This window comes from Myxococcus sp. MISCRS1, from assembly GCF_026626605.1.
Taxonomy (GTDB): Bacteria; Myxococcota; Myxococcia; order Myxococcales; family Myxococcaceae; genus Myxococcus; species Myxococcus fulvus.
In genome coordinates this window covers 4,110,413-4,131,118 of the sequence record NZ_JAPNKB010000001.1, presented here as the reverse complement: position 1 = coordinate 4,131,118, position 20,706 = coordinate 4,110,413, and the positions used below count along the sequence as shown (strand labels likewise).

General features: G+C 71.1%; 14 protein-coding genes and 1 pseudogene. 8 read left to right on the top strand and 7 right to left on the bottom strand.

Going from position 1 to position 20,706, the window contains the following annotated elements; genetic code table 11:
- Nucleotides 1–76: 76 nt before the first annotated feature.
- A complete protein-coding gene (locus tag OWM54_RS15965) occupies nt 77–4,105 on the bottom strand; it encodes a protein kinase domain-containing protein (protein ID WP_267698056.1) in 4,029 nt (1,342 codons plus the stop codon).
- 132 nt (nt 4,106–4,237) lie between these two features.
- On the opposite strand from OWM54_RS15965, the gene OWM54_RS15960 reads away from it, so the two are divergent.
- Entirely contained in the window at nt 4,238–4,372 is a 135-nt protein-coding gene (locus OWM54_RS15960) for a hypothetical protein (RefSeq protein ID WP_255652667.1), read from the top strand.
- A 50-nt stretch (nt 4,373–4,422) separates the two neighbouring features.
- The gene (locus OWM54_RS15955; protein ID WP_223746007.1) at nt 4,423–4,776 is read left to right on the top strand and encodes a DUF1428 domain-containing protein; all 354 of its coding nucleotides are present in this window, start codon (nt 4,423–4,425) and stop codon (nt 4,774–4,776) included.
- Nucleotides 4,777–4,852: 76 nt separating this feature from the next.
- Here the strand turns inward: OWM54_RS15955 and OWM54_RS15950 are convergent, their stop codons facing one another.
- Nucleotides 4,853–6,346, bottom strand: a complete 1,494-nt coding sequence (locus tag OWM54_RS15950) for a Do family serine endopeptidase (protein WP_267698055.1) — start codon at nt 6,344–6,346, stop codon at nt 4,853–4,855.
- A 440-nt stretch (nt 6,347–6,786) separates the two neighbouring features.
- Here OWM54_RS15950 and OWM54_RS15945 point away from each other — a divergent pair, with 440 nt between their 5' ends.
- The 6 genes and pseudogenes from OWM54_RS15945 (at nt 6,787) to OWM54_RS15920 (ending at nt 11,849) form a co-directional block, all read left to right on the top strand.
- A complete protein-coding gene (locus OWM54_RS15945; protein ID WP_267698054.1) occupies nt 6,787–7,242 on the top strand; it encodes a response regulator transcription factor in 456 nt (151 codons plus the stop codon).
- A gap of 72 nt (nt 7,243–7,314) precedes the next feature.
- Nucleotides 7,315–8,265: a lysylphosphatidylglycerol synthase domain-containing protein gene (locus OWM54_RS15940; protein WP_267698053.1), complete on the top strand. Its 951-nt coding sequence runs from the start codon at nt 7,315–7,317 to the stop codon at nt 8,263–8,265.
- 149 nt (nt 8,266–8,414) lie between these two features.
- Nucleotides 8,415–9,712 (top strand): annotated as a pseudogene (locus OWM54_RS15935) (AHH domain-containing protein).
- A 100-nt stretch (nt 9,713–9,812) separates the two neighbouring features.
- Nucleotides 9,813–10,298: an imm11 family protein gene (locus tag OWM54_RS15930; protein WP_420715332.1), complete on the top strand. Its 486-nt coding sequence runs from the start codon at nt 9,813–9,815 to the stop codon at nt 10,296–10,298.
- Nucleotides 10,299–10,451: 153 nt separating this feature from the next.
- Nucleotides 10,452–10,952: a peptidylprolyl isomerase gene (locus OWM54_RS15925; protein ID WP_141326829.1), complete on the top strand. Its 501-nt coding sequence runs from the start codon at nt 10,452–10,454 to the stop codon at nt 10,950–10,952.
- Nucleotides 10,953–11,072: 120 nt separating this feature from the next.
- On the top strand, nt 11,073–11,849 hold the full coding sequence (locus tag OWM54_RS15920) for a glutaminyl-peptide cyclotransferase (protein ID WP_267698051.1): 777 nt from the start codon (nt 11,073–11,075) through the stop codon (nt 11,847–11,849).
- Here the strand turns inward: OWM54_RS15920 and OWM54_RS15915 are convergent.
- From OWM54_RS15915 to OWM54_RS15895, 5 genes are all read right to left on the bottom strand, one after another.
- Nucleotides 11,846–13,216 carry a sigma-54-dependent transcriptional regulator gene (locus tag OWM54_RS15915; RefSeq protein ID WP_267698050.1) on the bottom strand — a complete coding sequence of 457 codons (1,371 nt, stop codon included), beginning with the start codon at nt 13,214–13,216 and terminating at the stop codon, nt 11,846–11,848. The two genes, OWM54_RS15920 and OWM54_RS15915, sit on opposite strands and share 4 nt — an antisense overlap.
- The gene (locus OWM54_RS15910; RefSeq protein ID WP_223746014.1) at nt 13,198–14,679 is read right to left on the bottom strand and encodes a sensor histidine kinase; all 1,482 of its coding nucleotides are present in this window, start codon (nt 14,677–14,679) and stop codon (nt 13,198–13,200) included. Before OWM54_RS15910 ends, OWM54_RS15915 begins: the two co-directional genes overlap by 19 nt.
- A 370-nt stretch (nt 14,680–15,049) precedes the next feature.
- On the bottom strand, nt 15,050–16,633 hold the full coding sequence (locus OWM54_RS15905) for an MXAN_6577-like cysteine-rich protein (protein WP_267698049.1): 1,584 nt from the start codon (nt 16,631–16,633) through the stop codon (nt 15,050–15,052).
- Nucleotides 16,630–18,609 (bottom strand): TonB-dependent receptor plug domain-containing protein, encoded by a 1,980-nt coding sequence (locus OWM54_RS15900; RefSeq protein ID WP_267698048.1) that lies wholly within the window; start codon nt 18,607–18,609, stop codon nt 16,630–16,632. The genes OWM54_RS15905 and OWM54_RS15900 overlap by 4 nt, the downstream gene beginning before the upstream one ends.
- Nucleotides 18,606–20,699, bottom strand: a complete 2,094-nt coding sequence (locus OWM54_RS15895; RefSeq protein WP_267698047.1) for a carbamoyltransferase — start codon at nt 20,697–20,699, stop codon at nt 18,606–18,608. The genes OWM54_RS15900 and OWM54_RS15895 overlap by 4 nt, the downstream gene beginning before the upstream one ends.
- Nucleotides 20,700–20,706: the final 7 nt, after the last annotated feature.

Below are 20,706 nucleotides of genomic sequence, written 5' to 3'. Positions count from 1 at the left end.
CGACCGTCGCGGTGCCCTCGTACTCTCGCCGCCTCGTCGCGTGAACCTCGGGAGCGTGCTCGGCGGGCGACGCTGACTACACGGGCAATTGGCCATCCCGTGCGCGTTCGAGTGAACGGCGGATGCGAACCTCCATGAGGTTGGGCATCCGAGAAGCGAGCTGGAGCGCCTCCGTGAGGATGCGCACCGCCTCGTGCGTCTCGTCCCGCCGCAGCGCCGCCAGGCCCATCATCTCCAGCACCTCCAGCGGCTCCTGCTCCACGGACACCTGGCTGGAGCGCTCACGCAGCGCCGCCCACTCCTTCGCCGAGGCGTCCCGCGTGGACAGCTCCACCATGGAGAACAGCACCTCCTCGGGGGGACTCAGCTCCACGCCATTGCGGTTCTCGGAGAGCACCTGCTTCACCTGCGCGAGCAGCTCTCGTGCCCGCGCCTGTCTCCCCGTCCACGCCATGGTGCGAGCCTGGAGCAGCAGCGCCCACGGGCGCGGCGCCACCTCCGGGTGCCGGCGCTCCAACGCAATCGCCCGCGCGATGTGCGGCGCGGCGGCGTCCACGTCGCCCGCCTGGTAGTGCAGCTCGCCCAGGTTGTGCTCCGCGAAGTACTCCCAGCCCACCATGCCCAGCTCGCGACCCAGGTGCATGAAGCGCTGCTGGTCCTTCAGCGCGCTCGCCAAATCCCTGCGCGCCACCCACAGGTTGCGGCGGTTGTTGATGGCGCTGCCCAGGTGGAACAGGTCTCCGCGCTCCGTGCACGCGGCGACCACCTCCGCCAGCACCCGGTCCGTCTCGTCGATGTCGCCCAGGTTGGGGAGGATGACGGCCAGCAGCAGCTGCGACACCACCTGCGTCTCGTAGCCCGCGTCCCCCAGTCGCTTGGCGAAGACCGCCGCGGCCTCCAACGGCTCGCGGGCCTCCTGCCACTCACCCTTGCGGAACAGCGCGCGGCCCAGGGCCAGCAGCAGCCGGCTCTGCACGTACGCCGACCGCACCTGCATCGCCATCGCCTGGGCTTCCAGCGCGCGCTCCTCGCTGGCCGCGTAGTCGTTCACCCAGTCCAGCGCCATCGCCTCGTCCAGCAGCAGCTCCACCTCGGAGCGCACATCCCCCAGCCTGCGAGCCCGCTCCCGCGCCGCCGCGAAGTCCGCCAGCGAATCGTCATACCGACCGATGCGGATGCGCATCAGCCCCCGTCCCCGCAGCGCGGTGAGGCAGCGCAGCTCATCCTCCGGGTCCAGCAGCTCCAGCGCGCGCGTGTACATGGCCTCCGCGTCGAGGAACGCATGACGTCCCCGCGCGGACTCCGCCAGGTCGATGGAGAGCGCGGCGGCCTCCTCGCGCAGGTCCGCCGCGGCCGCGTGCAAGGCCAGTCGAGGCAAGCGCTGTCGCTCGCTGGCGCCCGCGGGCCCCAGGTAATACCGGTACGCCGCGCGGTGGATGCGCTGTCGCTCGGCGGCCGGCAGCGTGGCGGCCACCGCGTCACGGAGCAGCTCGTTACGGAAGCTCAACCCCTCCTGCCGATGCGACACGAGCAACCCGGAGTCCAACAGCCGCCGCGTCGCGTGGCCCGCATCCAACGGGAACCCACCCGCCGCGCCATCCCGCTCCAGCTCCCTCACCACGCCCTCCGCCGTCGCGGCGGTGAAGTCCGTGCCCAACAAGGCACACAGCCGCGCGTGCGCGGCGAGCGTCGAAGGCAGCGCGCCCAGCTCCCGGTCCGCCAGCCACTCCACCAGCCGCAGCTCGGGGACCTTCTCCACGCCGTCGGTGACCAGGTACCAGCTTCCACCCGGCGCGCGCTGACGCACCAGCCCCTGGCGCTTGAGGCCGCGCACCAGCTCCACCAGGTACAAGGGCACGTGCTGGGCGCGCTCGACGATGCGCTCCACCGCCTGCGCGGGCACGTTCTCCACCGGCTTGAGGAGCATGCGGCACAGCTCCTGCGACGGCTCCGCCGCGAGCGCCCGCAGCGACACGGTGACCTGCCGCGCGGCGCGAGCGCCCCACAACGGCCGGCTCTTCTCGAACCCCGGCCGCGCGAGCACGCACACCCAGATGGGCACGCTCGCCTCGGCGAGGCACGCGTACTCCAGCGCGTCCAGCGCCGTCTCCTCCGCGAAGTGCGCGTCGTCGATGATGAGGCACAGCGGCCGCTCACGGGCGGTGGACGCGAGCAGCTCACCGGTGGCGCGCATGGCCAGGGAGCGCAGGGCGCCCGGCGCCGCCGCCCAGCTCTGCAGCTCCGGCCCGCCCGGCGCGTACCAGCCCAGCGTCGCGGCCACGCCCGGCCACAGCTCCGAGCCCAGCGTGGGCCCCAGCCGCTGCATGATGGATGCGCGGCCCTGCTCCTCGGTGTCCGTGTCGTCGCTCTCGAAGGCGTTGAGCGCGCAGCGCAGCAGCGTGCGCAGCGTACCGTCCGGGTCGCCCTGCACCGGCTCGCGCGAGCGCGTGCTGTACATCCGCGCCAGCGGCAGCTGCAACTGGAGCTCCCGCACCAGGGCCGCGGACAGGTGGCTCTTGCCCAGCCCTCGCTCGCCCAGCACCGTGACGAGCGTGGGCGCCGCCTCACCCACCGCCGCGCGCGCGCTGTCCACCAGCGAGGCCAGCTCCGCGTCGCGGCCCACCAGCACCTCGCTGCCCAATTGCAGCACGGTGATGTCCGGCCGGGGCGCGGCCCCCGGTGACGCCGGACGCAGCAGGCCCGGATGGTTGGGCACCTCCGTGCACGGCACCTCCGGCACGGCCTCCGCGGCGGCGGGGGACAACAGGAGCCCGTGCGCGTCCGGGCCCGTGGGGTAGCGGTCCGCGCGGGCGAAGATGGCGCCCAGGTAGCGCGGCGCTCCGGTGGGACGGCGCTGCACGGTGACGGCGGACACGTCCACGAGCGCGCTCGCGGCCAGGCCCCGCTCGGCCATCCCCTCCGCGGCGCGCATGGCGCGGCGCACGGGGTTCTCTCCGACGTCCGGGTCGAACACCGCCGCGATGCGAGGCCCGTCCGTATGCGCCAGGTGCCCGCCGTAGGAGCCCAGCCCCTTCTGCACGCTGACCGGGTTGGAGCGCGAGGTGAGGAAGAGCACGGCGACGGAGCGGCGCACCTGCGCGGGCCGGGGCTCGCCGGGCGCGGTGGGGCGGGGCGTGACGGGCTCGAGGGGGCGGTGCGCGTGCGAGAAGGCCTCGCGCAGCGCGGTGGCCAGCGCGGCGGCGTCCTCGGGCCGGCGCGAGCGCTCCTTGGCCAGACACCGCAGCACCACCTCCTCCAGCGCGGGCGGCACCGGCGCGAAGTCCGACGGCGGCGGCGGCCGCAGCGCCAGGTGGGCCTGGAGCACGTCGGGCGTCGAGCCGAAGAAGGGCGGCCGGCCGGTGAGCATCTCGTAGAGCAGCACGCCCAGCGCGTACACGTCCGTGCGCGCGTCCACGTTGGCGTTGCCCGCGCACTGCTCGGGGGCCATGTACTCGGCGGTGCCGGCGAAGCCCGAGGTGTCGCTCGTCGTCGCGCCCTCGCCGGGCAGCGCGGTGCCCTCCTGGGGTGTGGTGCCTCGCACCAGGCCGAAGTCGAACACGCGCACCTGTCCGCCGCCGTCCTCGTTGAGGAACAGGTGCTCGGGCTTCAGGTCGCAGTGCGCCAGCCCGAGCGCGTGCACGCGGGCCACCGTGTCCGCCACGGACAACGCCAGCTGGGGCAGCTCCTGCGCGGGCACGGGCCCGGAGGCGCGCGCCAGCCGCTCCGCCAGCGTGGGCAGCGGCACGTGCTCCATGACGAGGAAGCGCACGCCGCCGGCGAGCACGCCCTCCTCGTACAGCGCGGGCACGGTGGGCGGGCCCAACTGGCGCAGCGCCTCCGACTCGCGGATGAGCTGGGCGCGCGCCAGGGCATTGCCCGTGCGGGCCAGCTTGATGGCCACGCGCTGGTGGTCCGTCTCCCGCCGAGCGCCGAGCAGCACGCCGAAGCCGCCCTGCGCCAGCACGCCCTCCACCTGGTAGCCGGGGATGCGCGGCGGCGTCGACTCCACGGACGTCGCTCGTCCCGCCCCGTCTGGGGATGGACTCGGCGGGCACGGCGCATGGGAGCCTTCCCAGCGCCGCCCACATGTCTGGCAGCGCGGCACGGCGACACTCTACGCCAAACGCCCTGGGGATTCAGGACACCCGTGGGAAACCCCTGGGGTCGCTTTCGCATCACCTGGACCCGGGGGCCGCCTGCCCGGCAAGGGCGCGTTGGTTGCCCCAGTCAAGCGTCGGTGCTGTCATGCCGGCCCTCCCTCCTCAACCGGGACATCCTCTGGAAGCGGCTGGCGAAGGAGGGCATCGACAGCGTGCGTCAGGTCTCCGTGGACGACGTGTGGAGCGCGCTGCGCTTCCGTCCGGCGAAGTGACGCATGGAAACGGGGTAGGGTGCCGCCCTTCTCGTGGAGGGAGGACGGCAATGCCCTACGTCGATGGTTTCCTGCTGCCGCTGCCGAAGAAGAACGTGGCCGCCTATCGCAAGATGTCGCGCAAGGCGGGCAAGCTCTGGCGCGAGCACGGCGCGCTCCAGTACATCGAGTCCATCGAGGATGACATCCCGGAGAGCCTCACCCGCGTCTCGTTCGCCCGGGGCGTGAAGCTCAAGCCGGACGAGGCCGTGGTGTTCGCCTTCATCGTCTACAAGTCGAAGGCGGACCGGAACCGGGTCAACAAGAAGGTGATGGCCGACCCGCGGCTGGGCTCGCCCGAGGACGTGCCCTTCGACAGCAAGCGGATGATCTGGGGCGGCTTCAAGTCGATTGTCTCGCTGTAGCCGCCCTCACGGATGAGGACTCGACGACGTCCGGCGGGTGGGAGGGGAAGACGTCCCGCCGGACGTCGTGAGCGACTCAGGGAACTTCGAGCGCGCGCAGCACGGTGTTCTCGGACTCCGGGGCGCGCACGCGCAGGAGCAGGGCGGCGCCGGACTTCGCGCCCGTCAGGCTGCGCACGGCGTCGGAGGCGCTGGACACCTTGTCGTCACCGACCTGCACCAGGATCATCCCGGGCTGCAGGCCCGCGCGCTCGGCGGGGCCGCCGGGCTCCACCTCGGTGATTTGCGCGCCGCCGTCGGGCGCGTCACGCAGGCCGATGCCCAGCTTGCGCGTGGAGGGCGCGGTGCTGTTGCGCGGCGTGAGCTCCTCCTCGCCGCGCTGGGCCGGGCGGGTGCCGAGCGTCACGTTCACCGTCATCGGCTTGCCGCCGCGCACCACGTCCACCTTCACGCTGCTGTCGGGCTTGAGCAGCGCGACGGCGCGGGTGAGGGCTCCGGCGGAGTCCACCGCGCGGCCGCCGACGGAGGTGATGATGTCCTCCTCCTTGAGGCCCGCGCGGTCACCGGGGCCGCCCCGGCTGACGCCCGCCACCACCGCGCCCTTGTTCGCGTCCACCTTGAGGGCCCGCGCCAGCTCCGGCGTGAGGTCCTGGATGGACAGGCCGAGGAAGCCGCGGCGCACCACGCCCGTCTCCTGCAGCTGGGGCAAGAGCGCGCGGATGAGGTTGCTGGGCACCGCGAAGCCGATGCCGCTGGCGCCGCCGATGATGGCGGTGTTCATGCCCACCACTTCACCCTGCATGTTGAACAGCGGGCCGCCGGAGTTGCCGGGGTTGATGGCCGCGTCCGTCTGGAGGAAGTCGTCGTAGGGGCCCGAGTGGATGTCCCGCGCCCGGGCGGAGAGGATGCCCGCGCTGACGCTCGAGTCCAGGCCGAACGGGTTGCCGATGGCCATCACCGGGTCGCCCACGCGCAGCGCGTCCGAGTCACCCAGCGGCACGAACGGCAGGTTGCCCGCCACGCCCTTGAGCTTGAGCAGCGCCACGTCGGTGAGCGGGTCTCTCCCGAGCACCTCCGCCTCGTACGAGCGGCCGCCCTCCAGCTTCACGCGCACCAGGTCCGCGCCGTCCACCACGTGGTTGTTGGTGAGCACGGTGCCGGAGGCATCGATGATGAAGCCCGAGCCCAATCCCTGCCGCGGCGGCGCGTTGCCCTGCATCCCGGGCGGCAGGCCGAAGCGCTCCGCGAAGCCGGGAGGAAGGCCCTGCATGCCGGACATGCGGCGCGGGCGGGCCTGCACCTCGACGTAGACGACGGCGCCCTTCACGGACTCGACGAGCGGGGCCAGCGAGGTGACGGTGCCGGCCGTCGCGGGGTTGAAGCGCGCGGGCTGCACGGGCGCGCCGGAGGGCGTCGCGGCGGCGGCGACGGCCGCGGGCACGGTGGACGCCGCGTTGGAGGTGTTGGGCGAGCCGAGTGCCTGGGCCTGTCCGCACGCGAAGCCCAGCGTCGCGGCGGGAAGGAGGGCCAGGGCACCGAGGAAACGGCGAGAGGGGAGCGAGCAGGCCATCGTTCGTTCTCCGAAGAGGCCGGAGGTGAGTCCGGCTGGGAAAGGGGTGTCAGGAGTCGGTCCGGAAATGGGGAGCCCGTGGAGAAGCTCCTCCTGGAGGTGGAAAGGTCTGCCGCTGGTCGTCCCCCGACTCCCGACGGCTTCCTGGCTCGGGGCTCGTTCCGCGAGTCCCCACTTCCGAACCGACGTCTGGCTCCATTGCAGATGCCGGGCCAGCGCTTCGTGTGAGGGATTCCCTCGGAGGGTGGGGGCGTGGGGGCAGGGGGCGCGGGGCAAAGTGCCCCGGTCGGGGCAAATCTCCCCGGGGCGGTTTGCCTCGCCCTCCCGGGGAAGGGCGTGGCACGTCGAATGCTCTGGCCCGGGCACGCCTCGCCCTGTGGGCGCCCTCGTCGGGGGGCACGCGGGCGGGCATCCCACCACGCCAGGAGGAGGACGTCTTGATGGGGCCAGACGAGGAGCAGGGAGTCGGAGTCCAGCCGTGGCCGCTCCCGAGCACGGGGCGCGAGCAGGCGCCTCGGGTGTTGGTGGCGGAGGATCAACCGGAGATGCGCGCGCTGCTGCATCGGGCGCTCAAGCGCCGGGGCTATGAGGTGGTGGAGGCGGCGGACGGGCCTGGGTTGGTGAAGGCCATCATCGATGGGTTGCTGGCGGACCAGACGCTGGTGCCGGACCTCATCATCACGGACGTGCGCATGCCGGGGTACTCGGGGCTGGAGGTGGTGGCGCGGCTGCGGCGGGAGGGGTGGACGACGCCGGTCATCCTCATCACCGCGTTTGGAGATGCGCAGCTGCACCGGGACGCGGCGCAGCTGGGGGCGGCGTGTGTGTTGGACAAGCCCTTCGCCATGGAGGACTTGTGCGCCACCGCGGAGGCGCTCGTGCCGCCGTTGCGTTGAGGGCCTGGGTGCCCTTCGAGTGCCCTGGCGCGGACGGGTGAGCACCGTGCGGGGGTGTTCTCGAGGGACATGATGAAGCGGGCGCTCCTCGCCTTGCTTCCCCTGGCGCTGCTGGCGTTGGCGTTCGTGGTGCTGCGTCACGAGCTGCGCCAGCTGCACGGCGAGGACGTGGCCCGGGGGCTCGCGTCCATCCCGCGCGAGCGCATCGCGTTGGCGGTGGTGTGCGCGGCGTGCAACTACCTGGCGTTGACGCTGTATGACGTGTTGTCGCTGCGTCACCTGGGGAAGCGGCTGCCCTACCGGCAGGTGGGCTTCACGTCCTTCGTGGGCTACGCGTTCGGCCACAACATCGGCATGTCGTTCCTCACGGGCGGCGGCGTGCGCTATCGGCTGTATTCGGCGCGTGGGCTGACGGCGCTGGACGTGGCGCAGGTGGGGACGTTCAACGCGCTGACGTTCTGGGTGGGGCTGTTGGCGGTGGCGGGCGTGGCGCTGGTGGTGGACGCGGGGCAGGGGGCGATGTCCGCGCTGTCGCTGTCGCCGTGGGTGGCGCGGGGACTGGGGTGGGGATTGTTGGGGGTGTTGGGCGTCTACTTCGCGGCGTGCGCGTGGATGCGGCGGGTGTTGAGGGTGCCCAGGCTGCATCTGGAGGTGTCGCTGCCGACGGGGCGGCAGGCGCTGGAGCAGCTCGCGGTGTCGTGCATGGACTGGACGCTGGGGGCGATGGTGCTGTGGGTGTTGCTGCCGTCGGGCGCGGGGATTTCGCCGCTGACGATGGTGGCGTTGTTCGCGGTGGCGCAGCTGTTGGGGATTGCCAGTCAGGTGCCGGGAGGGTTGGGGGTGTTCGACTCGGTCATCCTGGCGGCGCTGACGCCCGCGGTGCCGACGTCGGTCGTGATTGGCACGCTGGTGGTGTACCGCATCGTCTACTACCTGCTGCCGTTCGCGGTGGCCGCGCTGATGCTGCTGGGGCATGAGCTGGTGGAGCACCGGTGGTGGGGCCGGCGGCGGCAGTCGGCCTAGGGATGTGGTGTCGCTTCCTCGTGACTGCCTTTGTCAAGGCATGTGTTCGCCGCGGGTCTACCCCTGCGGTGGTAGGTCGTGAGGTTGAGAGGGATTGAGCCCCTCACCCAGGATGCGCGCGTCTTCATGGCGCCTTCCTGGGGGATGTCTTGCGCGGGTCCGGAATCGTCTTGCTGTGTCTGCTCACGGGCTGTGCCACCCCTCGCGTCGTCAACCTCGACGCGGGGCACGGCAAGAGAATCACCTACACGCCGATGGAGGTCGCGCCCGTCGAAGTGGAGGAGGACGACTTCCAGCGGGCACTCTCCGAGCTCATCCTCACCTTGAAGCTGGAGGTCGCCTTTCGCGAGGCGGACGCGGCGGACCAGCATGGTTGGGTCCGGTCAGGAGCGCTGCTTGCATCCTCGAAGGGCATTGTCGACTCCCGCGTGGAGAATTCCCCCGAGTCACTCTACTCGCGCATCTGCCCTGTGCGGGATTCCTGCCTGACGCTGATAGGTGGGACGGGCCTGTCCTTCTCACGCAAGGACCGCACGTTGATGGCCCTGTCCTTCGCCTTGGATACGGTCTGGGAGAGCGTCGAGGACGAAGTGGGGCACATGCTCAACCCCGTCGTACTCAAGGCGATGATCAGCTCGGCCGCGCTGGCGTTGCTCCTGACGATGACCTTGCCCGAGCCCGTCACCAAGACCATCGCGGTCGCCCTGACGGCCTCCCTCATTGCTTATCTCGGGGTCGTCCCGGTGTGGGAGATGGGCAGGGGTTCCTCCGACTGTGGGAGGCCTCCGAGCGGGCGACGAGCATCGTCGAGCTGCAAGACATCGGTCATCGCTTCGGCAAGGTGCTCGGGACGAATGGGACCCGCGTGTTGGTGCTGCTGCTCACGTCGGCACTCGGGGGCCGCGCCGCGATGGCGGCACAGGGGCCGAGGTTGCCAGGGTTCTCCCAGGCGGCGCTGCGCGCTCAGGTCGAGGGAGGGTTCAAGCTCGAGGCGGCGCTCGGCGCGGGAGTGGGGTCCATCGCGCTGCCCGCGGCGGGAGTGCTCAACGTGGCCCTGGCTCCCGGCGCCGTGGCGGTGATTGCGTCGTACTCCACCGGGCGCATTCCCGGGGACGCCGAGGGCCCGGTCCATCACATCTGCGCGAACAAGAACACCGTCTCGACATTGCGCGGTGGGCCGTGGACGCCGCTGTGCGAGGAGGTGTTCGAGATGGCGGGGATGAGCTTGGAGGACGCGGCCAATAAAGTGCGCCTCAAAGGGCACGAGGGGCCACATCCCGAGCTGTACCATTCCCAGGTGGTGCCCCGATTGCAGCGAGCCGTCAAGGACTGTAGGGGAACCGAGGATTGCCGCGTGCGACTGGTGAACGAGCTGGCGAGGATTGCGAACGAGTTGCTCACGCCGGGCTCGGAGCTGCGCGGCTACATCGTGAAGGCAGGGGATTGAGGTGGACCGTCACTTCTATTGGGTCGAAATCGCCGATGTCCCACAGTGGTACCTCACGACTCCCGCGCCGGCCTCGGGGGGGAGGTTCGAGGACCCAGGGATGTTCACCGACGGGCGTCTGCTCTCCGACCCTGGACCCATCCTGGCGCGAGTGCGTCATCGGGGCAGCCCACGTGCGTTCGTGTTCGCCGGCGTGCAGCGAGTTCCTGTCGTCAGCGAGGAGGTGGGCCAGGCCTTGAAGACCCTCGCGCCCGGCGATGTGCAGCTGTTCCCGGTGTCCGTCGAGGATGTGGACGAGCGCTTCTTCATCTTGAATGTGGTCAGGGTCGTCGACTGCATCGACGAAGCGGGTTCAACGGGAGTCCAGCACTACGCCGAGGACGACCCATTCCCCGAGCGTGCGGGAGAGTTCCGGTGGATCTCGGGTCTGCGAATCCTCCCCGAGAAGACGGAGGGTGCGCGTGCCTTCATGCTGAAGCGCTTCAAGCACCCCATCATCGTCGCGGAGGAGGTCAAGGAGGCGCTCGAGCGAATCGGCAACCTGGGCGTCATGTTCAAGCGCGTCACGGGGAACCCGGGCGCTTGATGGGAAGTCGCCCCTCGGCGGACGGCGGAATCGTTCGCCAGTGCAATCCTCCGCCGGCTCCCGGGACGCAGCGCCTCACGTGTTCATTGCGGACAGCGGCACCGAAGAGGTAGTGGTGTGCGCCTTCCACCCTCTACCTCCAGGGAACCTTCCATGCCCACGGTCGAACTGACGACGAACTTCGGCAACATCACCATCGAGCTGGACGAGGCCAAGGCGCCCAAGTCCGTCAGCAACTTCCTCGAGCTCGTCGGGAAGGGCCACTACGACGGCACCGTCTTCCACCGTGTCATCGAGAACTTCATGATTCAGGGCGGCGGGTTCGAGCCGGGAATGAGGCAGAAGCCGGTCCCGACCGCGCAGATCCAGAACGAGGCCAACAACGGCCTGAAGAACGAGCAGTACACCGTCGCGATGGCCCGCACCAACGATCCGCACTCCGCCTCCGCGCAGTTCTTCATCAACACGGTCAACAACTCGTTCCTGAACCACACCGCGCCCACGGTGCAGGGCTGGGGCTACGCCGTGTTCGGCAAGGTGGTGAAGGGGCAGGAGGTCGTGGACAAGATCAAGAAGGTGCGCACCGGCAACAAGAGCGGTCACAGCGATGTGCCCCTCGAGGACGTGGTCATCCAGAGCGCCAAGGTCGTCTGAGGCGGAAGGCGTCGTCCACGCCGTGACACGTCCCGGTCCTCCCGGGCCGGGAGTGTGTTGTGCCGGTCCGCGTTTCCTGCTTCCGTGCGCGACTCGATGCACTTGAATCAGCGAGCGTGGATGTCGGCCATCTGTGTGCTGGGGCTGGGCGTGGGCTGTAGCTGTGGACCTGTCCATCGTCGACCGACGGAGGGCGGCCCCACACGGAAGGTGGCCCGCATCGTCCAGGAGTATCCGCACTCCACCGAGGCCTTCACCCAGGGCCTCGTCTTCCACCAGGGGCGCCTGTTCGAGAGCACCGGCCAGAAGGGCTCGCTGCGCGAAATCTCGCTCGAGTCCGCCACGCCCCTCTGGATTGAGCGCCTGGGCGACGTCTTCACCGAGGGCCTCGCCAGCGACGGCGAGCGCCTCTACCAGCTCACCTGGACCGAGGGCCTGCTCTTCACCTGGAGCGGCCTGCCCCCCACCCGTGAGCGCACCACGCCGTACGAAGGCGACGGCTGGGGCCTGTGCTACTGGCAGGGCCGGCTGGTCCGCAGCGACGGCAGCTCCACGCTGACCTTCCACGACCCCGAGACGTTCGAGCCCCTGGACTCCGTCGAGGTCACCCTCCAGGGCCAGCCCCAGGAGCAGCTCAACGAGCTGGAGTGCGCCAACGGCGTCATCTACGCCAACGTCTGGCACTCCACGGACGTGCTCGAAATCGACCCGTCCACCGGCCGGGTCACCGCCGTCATCGACGCCTCCGCCCTCGCGCGCTCCGTGGCCTCCCAGGTCCGAGGCATCACCGACGCCGTCCTCAACGGCATCGCCGTGGAGCCCGGCACCGGCCGCATGCTCATGACGGGCAAGCTCTGGCCCAAGCTCTTCGAGGTGAAGCTGGAGACGCTCGACTAGGGCTTCTTCGCCTCGTCGTCGCGCTCCAGCTTCCGGTACAGCGTCTTGCGGTCCACGCCCAGGATGCGCGCCGCCAGCGTGCGGCTGCCGCCCACCGTCTCCAGCACGCGGTGGATGTAGCGCCGCTCCAGCTCCTCCAGCGTCACCAGCTCCGAGGGGTCCGTGTTCTCCGGCACCACCTTCGGCTGGCTGTAGTTCCGGATGCGCTCGGGCAGGTCATCCACGGTGATCTGCTCGAACGACGTCAGCGCCACCGCGCGCTCCATGCTGTTCTGCAGCTCGCGCACGTTGCCCGGCCACCCATAGGCCAGCAGCCGCTGCGCCGCCGCCGGTGACAGCCCCACCACCCGCTTGTTGTTGCGCGCGGCGAACTGCTCGATGAACCGCTGCGACAGCAGCAGCACGTCGTTGCCCCGCGCCCGCAGGGGCGGCAGCTCCACGCCGATGACGTTGAGCCGGTAATACAGGTCCTCGCGGAAGCGGCCCTCCTCCACCGCCAGGTCCAAATCCCGGTTCGTCGCCGCGACGATGCGCGCGTCGAACGGCACCTCCGTGTCCCCGCCCACCGGCCGCACCACCCGCTCCTGCAGCGCGCGCAGCAGCTTCGGCTGGAGCGTGAGCGGCAACTCGCCCACCTCATCCAGGAACAGGGTGCCGCCGTGCGCCTGGATGAAGAGCCCCGCGCGCGCCGCCTTCGCGTCCGTGAAGGCGCCCTTGGCGTGGCCGAACAGCTCGCTCTCCAGCAGCGCCTCCGGCATGGCCGCGCAGTTGATGGCCACGAAGGCCCCCTGGGCCCTGCGTCCACGGGTGTGCACCGCCCGCGCGGCCACCTCCTTGCCCGTGCCGCTCTCGCCGGTAATGAGCACCGTCGAGTCCAGGTCCGCCACCCGGTCGATGAGCGCGTAGGCCTGCTGCATGGCGGGGCTCTCGCCCACCACCGCGCCGCTGTCCTGCTGCCGTCGCCCCAGCTCCTGCCGCAGCCGGCGCACCTCGTCTCGCAGGGCGCGGTGCTGCACCGCGCGCTCCAGCACCAGCACCAGCGCGTCGATGTCGATGGGCTTGGTGACGAAGTCGTACGCCCCCGCGCGGATGGCGGCCACCGCCGTCTCCATGCTGCCGAACGCCGTCATCACCACGACGGGGATGTCCGGCCGGTTGAGGACGATTCGCTCGCACAGGGCCAGCCCGTCCATGCCCGGCATGCGCAGGTCCGTGAGGACCACGTCGAAGTCCTCGCCGGCGAGCTTCGCCAGCGCCTCGTCGGCGGCCCCCATGGCCACGGGCGTGTAGCCCCGGCGGGTCAACCCCTTCTCCAACATGGCGCGCATCTCGCGCTCGTCCTCGACCATCAGGACGCGGCCTGGCATGTGTCCCCTCCGCTCGGCAGATAGATGGAGAAGCAGCTACCGCGTCCCAGCTCGCTTCGCACGGCAATCCAGCCGCCATGGTCCCTCACCAGACCATAGGACACGGACAGCCCCAGCCCCGTGCCCTCGCCCACATCCTTCGTGGTGAAGAACGGCTCGAACACGTGCGCCAGCACGTCCGGGGCAATCCCAGAGCCCTCGTCCTCCACGTCCACGCGCACGTAGCTCCCCTCGGGGCCGCCCACGTCCTGGGGCGGCGTGGTCCGGGAGTGGGCCGCGTGCACGCGCACCGTCCCCGGCTGGTTCATGGCCTGCAACGCGTTCATCACCAGGTTGGTCAACACCTGCTGCACCTGGCCTCCATCCGCCTCCACCGTGACGCCGGGGGGGATGTCCTCCACCAGGGTGATGCTCTTCTTGGCGGCCATGGGCTTGAGCAGGGACAGCGAGCGCGAGACGAGCTCCCGCACGTCCTCCGGGGCCCGGTGGGGCGCGCGGCGCCGCGCGAAGTCGAGCAGTTGCCGGATGATGCGCGTCATGTGCTGCGCCTGCTGGCTGATGATGCGGGCGCTCTCGCCCACCTCCTCGCCCTCCGCCTCGCCCGACGAAATCATCTTCGCGCGGCCCATCACCACGTTGAGCGGCGTGCCCAGCTCGTGCGCCACGCCCGACGCCAGCTTGCCCACCGTGGTGAGCCGGTCCGCGTGCCGCAGGTGCTCCACCGCGGACAGGCGCGCGGCCGTCTCCGCGGACAGCCGCGAGCGCGTCTCCTCCAACTGCTCGCCCATGCGGTTCATCGCGTTGGCCAGCGTCGTCAGCTCGTCCCCCCGCCGCTGCGGTGGCAGCCGCACGCGCGCGGACAAATCCCCATGGCCGAAGCGCTCCGCCAGCTGGACCAACTGGTCCACCGGCTCACCGACGAGCCTGCGGCCCATGGCCATGGCGACGATGAGGAACGCGAAGGTGATGGTGCCCGTGGCGACGATGGTGCCCACCACCGTGACGAAGACGTGCTGGCGCTCCTCGCCCAGCGACTCGGTGATTTCGATGGCGCCGAAGCGCGGGCCAATCTTCACCGGCGTGTACGAGTGCAAGAGGCCCGGCGCCGGGTCCGGGTCCACCATGGAGCCGTCCCTGCCCTGGCGCAGCGTGGCCATCAGCCGGGGCGGGAAGCCCGCGAGGGACGGCGTCCCGGGACCGCCATCCAGCCAGACCCAGCGCAGGTGGACCTGCTCCTGGTAGTTGTTGGACTGGTTGAGGAGATTGAGCGCCTCGCGCTCACCCGCAAGCTGCCACGCCTTGCCGATGGTGCCCGCGAGCGTGTGGCCGAGCAGCCGATGGTCATGCTGCATGTCCAGCGCCGAGCGCTCCAGCTCGCGGCGGACCTGGATGACCTGCAGCGCGGCGATGACGGCCACGGCGAGCAGGACGAGGGCGAGGGTGAACTTGCGTGCGAGTCTCACGGTGGGTCGAGGCTATTCCGGTCCATGCACGTGGGAGGGGTCGAGAATGCATGGACCGGAAGGAAGTACTCAGAAACTACCGCGACTGCCGTGAGAAGGCGTCAGGACGTCGCGTCGGGCTCCTCGGCGGGCGAGCAATCGCCCGAAGCTCGGCGTGGGTGCACGAGGACCGACGTGCGCTGCGTGACGCCTCCTCCGGTTTCCGCCCCGCGATGTGGCCGGGGCACGCGGAAGCTCTAGAGCATCCTTTGTGCCAGCGCCTGGCTCGGGGCGGCTCCCTCGGAGGAGGGCCCCGGACGGGGTGGAATGTCCCGCCGGGGCCGGGGCACATTGCCCCATCGGGGCGAAGTGCCCCCGAGGTGCCCCGGAATCAGGGCAGGGCCACCACGTCGCTGACCAGCGAGAAGCCGCTGGCGGGGCAGGCGGCGATGGCGGGCTCGGAGGTGTCCTTCAGGCCCCGACGCTCGACCAGGGTGTTGCCCACGATTTCGTGGACGAAGACGCGGCCGCCGTTGGTGTCGCCGGTGTAGATGCGCGGGCCCACCACGGCGAACCGGCCGGCGGCGGGGATGGGGCAGGAGCCGATGCCCGGCGAGCAGGCGATGGGCTCCGAGGCCACCACGGTGTCCTGCGCGTCCAGCATCACCAGGCCCGTGCGCTCCACGGACACCAGCTTGAACTCGGCGTCATAGGTGGACTTGCCGCCGCAGCTCACCACCAGGTGCTCGCCCACGGAGGCCACCGCGTTGGGGTTGAGGCAGTCGTCGCCCAGGCCGACGAGGCTCACCGCGCCCGTCGCCGGCTCGATGCGCGCGAGCAGGCCCGGGCCGCCGGGGGCGTAGGTGGCGGGGTTGAGGTTGTTGAGGGCCACGTACACCTTGCCGCGGTGCTCGGTGATGCCCGCGGGCGTCGACAGCGTGGTGTTGTCCGGGAAGGGACGCAGCGCGGCGCCCGTGGGCAGGTCGATGGTGCTCGTCACGCGCGGCTCGGACGGGGACGCCAGCGAGACGCGCGCCACGCGGCCTCCGGCGCTCGGGTCGCCCACGAGGTTGCCGTAGAGGGTGACCCACAGCTCGTTGCCCACGCGCGCCATGCCGAAGGGGTTGGTGTTGGCGCCGAAGCTCACGCTGGCCACGTTCTGGAGCGAGATGCCCTCGGGGTGGCGCTTGCCGGGCGGGAGCGGCTCGGTGCTCCGCAGCACCTGGAGCGTGTTGTCGGTGGAGTTGAGGATGTAGATGAACGGCCCCTCGACGAGGACCTGGTTGGGCGCGCGGCCCGTGTCGTGGCGCGGAGGCAGCACGCCGTAGTCGTCCAGCCGCGCCTGGATGAGCTTGCGCGTGGAGTCGAGCACCAGCAGCACGTCGCTCATCCGCGCGGCGCTCTGCGGCGACGACGCCACGAGCGTGCCGGGGCCCTTGAGGTCCACGCCGGACTGGATGCCCACCACCTGGCCGGTGTTGAAGCACGTGGCCACGATGTCGTACGTGCACACGCCGCCCCGGCACGTCCGCGCGTCGCCGCAGACGTTGCCGCAGGCGCCGCAGTTCAGGTTGCTCGAGTCCCCGTCCACGCACGCGTTGCCGCAGCGGAGCAGGCCCGCGGTGCAGTTCAGTTGACACGTGCCCTGCTCGCACACCTCGCTGCTGTCGCACGTCGTGCCGCAGGCGCCGCAGTGCTGGGGCGAGGACCGGGTGTCGACGCAGGCGCCGTCACAGGCCGTGGTCCCCGTCAGACAGCGACACGCGCCCTCGGCGCACAGCTGGCCTTCGCCACAGGCGTTGCCGCAGGCGCCACAGTTCGCGGACTCGCTGGTGAGGTCCGCGCAGGTGTCGCCGCAGCGGGAGAGGCCCTCGCTGCAGACGACGCCCTCGTCGGGACAGCCGGTGAGCAGCAGGCAGGAGAGCAGGGAGCAGAGGAGCGCCAGGTGGCGTCCTGGAGGAGGCGAGGGCTTCATGGGGTGTCCGCCTTTTTGGCAGTGGAGGGGGAGGGTGGGACGTCGAGCGCCAGGGCCACGGAGGCGAGCACCGCGCGGCCCGGCAGGGGATAGCCGTCGAAGTCGTCGACGTGGACGTCGAGCACGTTCTTGAGGTCGACGGAGAAGGTGAAGGCGGGGCGCTGGCCCACCGTGGTGGACAGGCCCGCGTGCAGGAGCGTGCGGCCCGGGAGCACCAGCTCGCCGGTGCGGTTGCGAAGCTGTGAGGACTGGGCGCGCACTTCCACGCGGCCCGTGAGCCACGATGGGCCCGCCGTCACTCGCGCGGCGAGGGTGTGGCGCGGCCGGAGCGGGATGTCCTTCAGGTAGTAGCGCGGGTCGTCCCGGAGGTTGCGGGAGACGAGGAACGTGTACGCCAGCGAGCCGGACAGGAAGGAGAAGGGGCGCGCCTCCGCGTCCACCTCCAGGCCGGCGACGCGCGCGGAGGCGAAGTTGCTCGGCTTCGCGGCGAACGGCGGATACGCCTCGTAGGTGATGAGGTCCTCGTAGCTCGCGAAGAAACCTCCCACCGACACGAGCGAGCGCTCCGTGCGGTGCGCCAGCGCCACGTCCGCGGACACGGCGCGCTCGGGGCGCAGGTCCGGGTTGGGCAGCAGCGTGCCCTGGCGCACGTACAGCTCCACCAGCGAGGGGGCCCGGTGCGCCTGTCCCACGTTGGCGCGCAGCTCCAGGCGCGCGGGCAGCGTCACGCGTGCGCCCAGCTTGGGGGACAGCAGCGTGAACGCGCCCACGCGCTCCACGCGCAGCGAGGGCGTCACGTGGAGCCGGCCGTCGAGCAGCGCCAGGTCGTCCATGACGCGGACGCTGGCGCGCAGCCAGGACGTGCGTCCGTCCGAAGTCACGGGCGCGCCATCGGTGGCCACGCCTTCCCCGCCGAGGCTCGCCAGCGCGGAGGCGACGTTCCAGCTTCCCAGCGGCAGGCTGCCCTCGGCCTCCACGCCGCCCGTGCGCAGGGTCTGCACGCCCTGCTGTGGCAGCGGACCGCCCGACAGCTCCAGCCGCTCCTGGCGATAGTGCGCGCGAGCGGACACGTGGACGTGGTGGCCCAGGTCGCCCAGCACGCGCAGGCTCAGGATGCCGCGACGGTTGGACTGACGCGCGTCCGCGAGCGGGTTCTGCGCCGTGCCAGCGAGCCCTCGTCCTTCCAGGGTCCCTTCGCCCATCGCGTCCAGCACCACGCCCTGGGAGAGGCGGCGGCGCAGCCGCACGAGCGCCCCGGCGCCCCGCGCGTCGTTGTTCTCGCGACGTCGCAGCTCGGGCGCGTCACCCGGCAGCGTGGGCGTGGCATCGAACGGATAGGCGAAGCGCCCGGACGACGTGCCGCCGTGGAGCAGCAGGAGCAGCTCGCTGTCCAGCACGGGCCCGGTGAGCGACAGCCACCCGGTGGTGGTGTTCCAGCTCCCGTGGCTCAGCTCGCCGGCGAGGCTCAACGTGTCACCGGGGGCGCGGGTGATGATGTTCACCACGCCGCCGAGCGCGCCGCTGCCGTGGCTGGAGCCGGCGCTCCCGCGCATCACCTCCAGCTCACGGGCGAGCGCGAGCGGAACGCGCGACAGGTCCATGCTCCCGCCCGCGCTGTTGAGGGGGATGCCGTCGAGCAGCACCAGCGTCCCGTTCGACGAGGCGCCGCGCACCACCAGGCTCTTGCCCTGGCCGTACCCGCCCGAGTCCTGGATGGAGACGCCGGGCGCGGTGGACAGCACCTCCGCGGTGTCGCGCGCGGTGCCGCCGCGCTCCTCCACGGAGATGACGGTGACGACGCTGCTCGGGTCGCGACGAGCGGCGCGGTCCATCGGCTCCGGGTCGGGCACCTCGCCCACCACGTCGATGACCTCGGACATGGGCGGAGTGCCGGCGTCCTCGGTGGACTGGGCCCGCACGGGGGCGCACGCCAGCAGCACCAGGCCCAGCAGTCCCCTGGCGAGCGTCGTCCTCACACTCCCGGACCGAACTGGAGGACGCGGGCGCGCCGCAGCGTGCCGAGCATCCGCGTCAGCTTCTGCTCATCAATGCTCGAGTCCTCGCGAGACACCCGCTCCAGGAGCTTCCAGCCGGTCATCCCGCGCTCCACCTGGTCCACGAGCCTCGACAGCTCGCTCGACACGAGCTGCACGGCCGCGCCCCACGGCGTCCGCACCTTGAACGCGCCACCTTGTTGCCCGCTGCCCAGCATCCGGCGCGCATCCTCCAGGTTGCGTCCCGAGGCGTCCAGGCCAAAGCCCAGCGGCTCCTTCAAGAGGGGACGCAGGTCCAGCGTGTCCTCCGCGCTTTCCGAGGACAGGGGCGCGATTCGCTCTCCGAGGACGAGCACCTCCAGGTCCAGCAGTGAATGCAGCGCCTCGTGCTTGGACACGAAGCGGTCCAGCAGCACGCAGCCCTCCAGCCCCGTGGACAGCAGGCCCCACAGCGCGTCCTCGGGCGTCTCGACGATGGGCTCCCCGGCGATGTTGAACGAGGTGTTGAGCAGGATGGGGACGCCGGTGCGTTCATCGAACGCGGTGAGCAGCGCGTGCAGCAGGGGCGTGTGCTCCCTCGTCACCGTCTGCACCCGGCCGGTGCCGTTGACGTGGGCGACGGCGGGGACGCGCTCGCGCTGCTCCTCACGGAAGCGCCACACGCGGAGCATGAAGGGGCTGTCCGTGGAGGCCGTGTCGACGTCGAACCACTCGCGCACCTTCTCCGCGAGGATGACGGGGGCGAAGGGACGGAAGCCCTCGCGGAACTTCACCCGCGCGTTGAGGGTGTCCTTCATGTCGCGAGGCCGCGGGTCGCAGAGGATGCTCCGCTGGCCCAGGGAGCGTGGACCCAGCTCGGAGCCGCCCTGGAACCAGCCGAGCATCTTCCCCTCGGCGAGCAGGTCGGCCACCTCGGGGACGAGTCGCGGCAATCTCCGCGACACCACCATGGGCACGGTGCGCAGCGCGGTGTCGCAGTCCTCGGCGGAGTACGTCCTGCCCGTGCTGTCATGACCCAGTCGCCGCGTGGAGCGCCGCCCCGTGAGCTGCCACAGCCCGTGGTACGCCGCGCCGATGGCGGTGCCGCTGTCCTCCGCGGCGGGCATCACGTAGAGGTCCTTGAAGCCGCTCTCGGTGAAGAGCCGCTCGTTCGCCACGCTGTTGAGCGCGACGCCCCCGGCGTAGCAGAGCGCGTCGCAGGACGTGCTCGCGCGCAGTCGACGCACCAGCCGCAAGAGCCCGTCCTCCAGCGCCGCCTGCGCCGAGGCCGCGAGGTTGCGATACTCCTCCTGCCGCGCGGGCCAGCGCTCGTCATGCGCGAAGCGACGAGGCACGGTGTCGTGGAACACGAAGCGCCCGTCGACGACGTCGAAGAAGTCCGACACAGGCGTGTCCGCCACGCCGTGAGGGGCCAGGCCCATGACCTTGCCCGGCCCCTCCAGGACATCCGAGAAGAGCTGTCGCCCGATGGCCGAGTACAGCCCGCCCAGGCTGCCGAAGCGCGGCATGCCCCGGAAGCGCTCCAGGTCCACGGAGGACGTCACCTCCAGGAACGTGCCCAGGTGCTTCTCCACCGGCACGAAGCCCTCGCGCGACGCGTGGTAGACGGACAGCGTCTCTTCACCGACTCGCTCGGTGACGACCGCCGCCAGCTCCTCGGGGGACAGGTCCTGGACGTTGGAGCCGAACCCGTCCACGACGAGCACCAGCGCCTCGTCGAAGCCCGACGTCGCGAACGCGCCCGCCGCGTGGCCCAGGTGGTGCGAGAGGTAGCGCACCGGGACACCCGGAGCGAGGTCCGGGTTGGCGCGCACGTCGTACAGCGGCCCGCGCGGCCCCATCAGCGAGCAGCACGAGACGAGGCTGAGCTCGTCCGCGCGGAGGCCCGCCGTCTCCAGGCAGTAGCGCACCGCGAAGGACACGGCCCCGCCAGGGAGCCACGCCCGCTTGCGGCGGATGAGTCGCTCCTCCTGCACGGCGACGACCAGCTCGTCACCACGCAGGAGGCACGCGGCGCCGTTGTGATTCGACGCGCCGATGCCCAGCACCCACGGAGCGCTGTCCCGGGACATCGCCGTG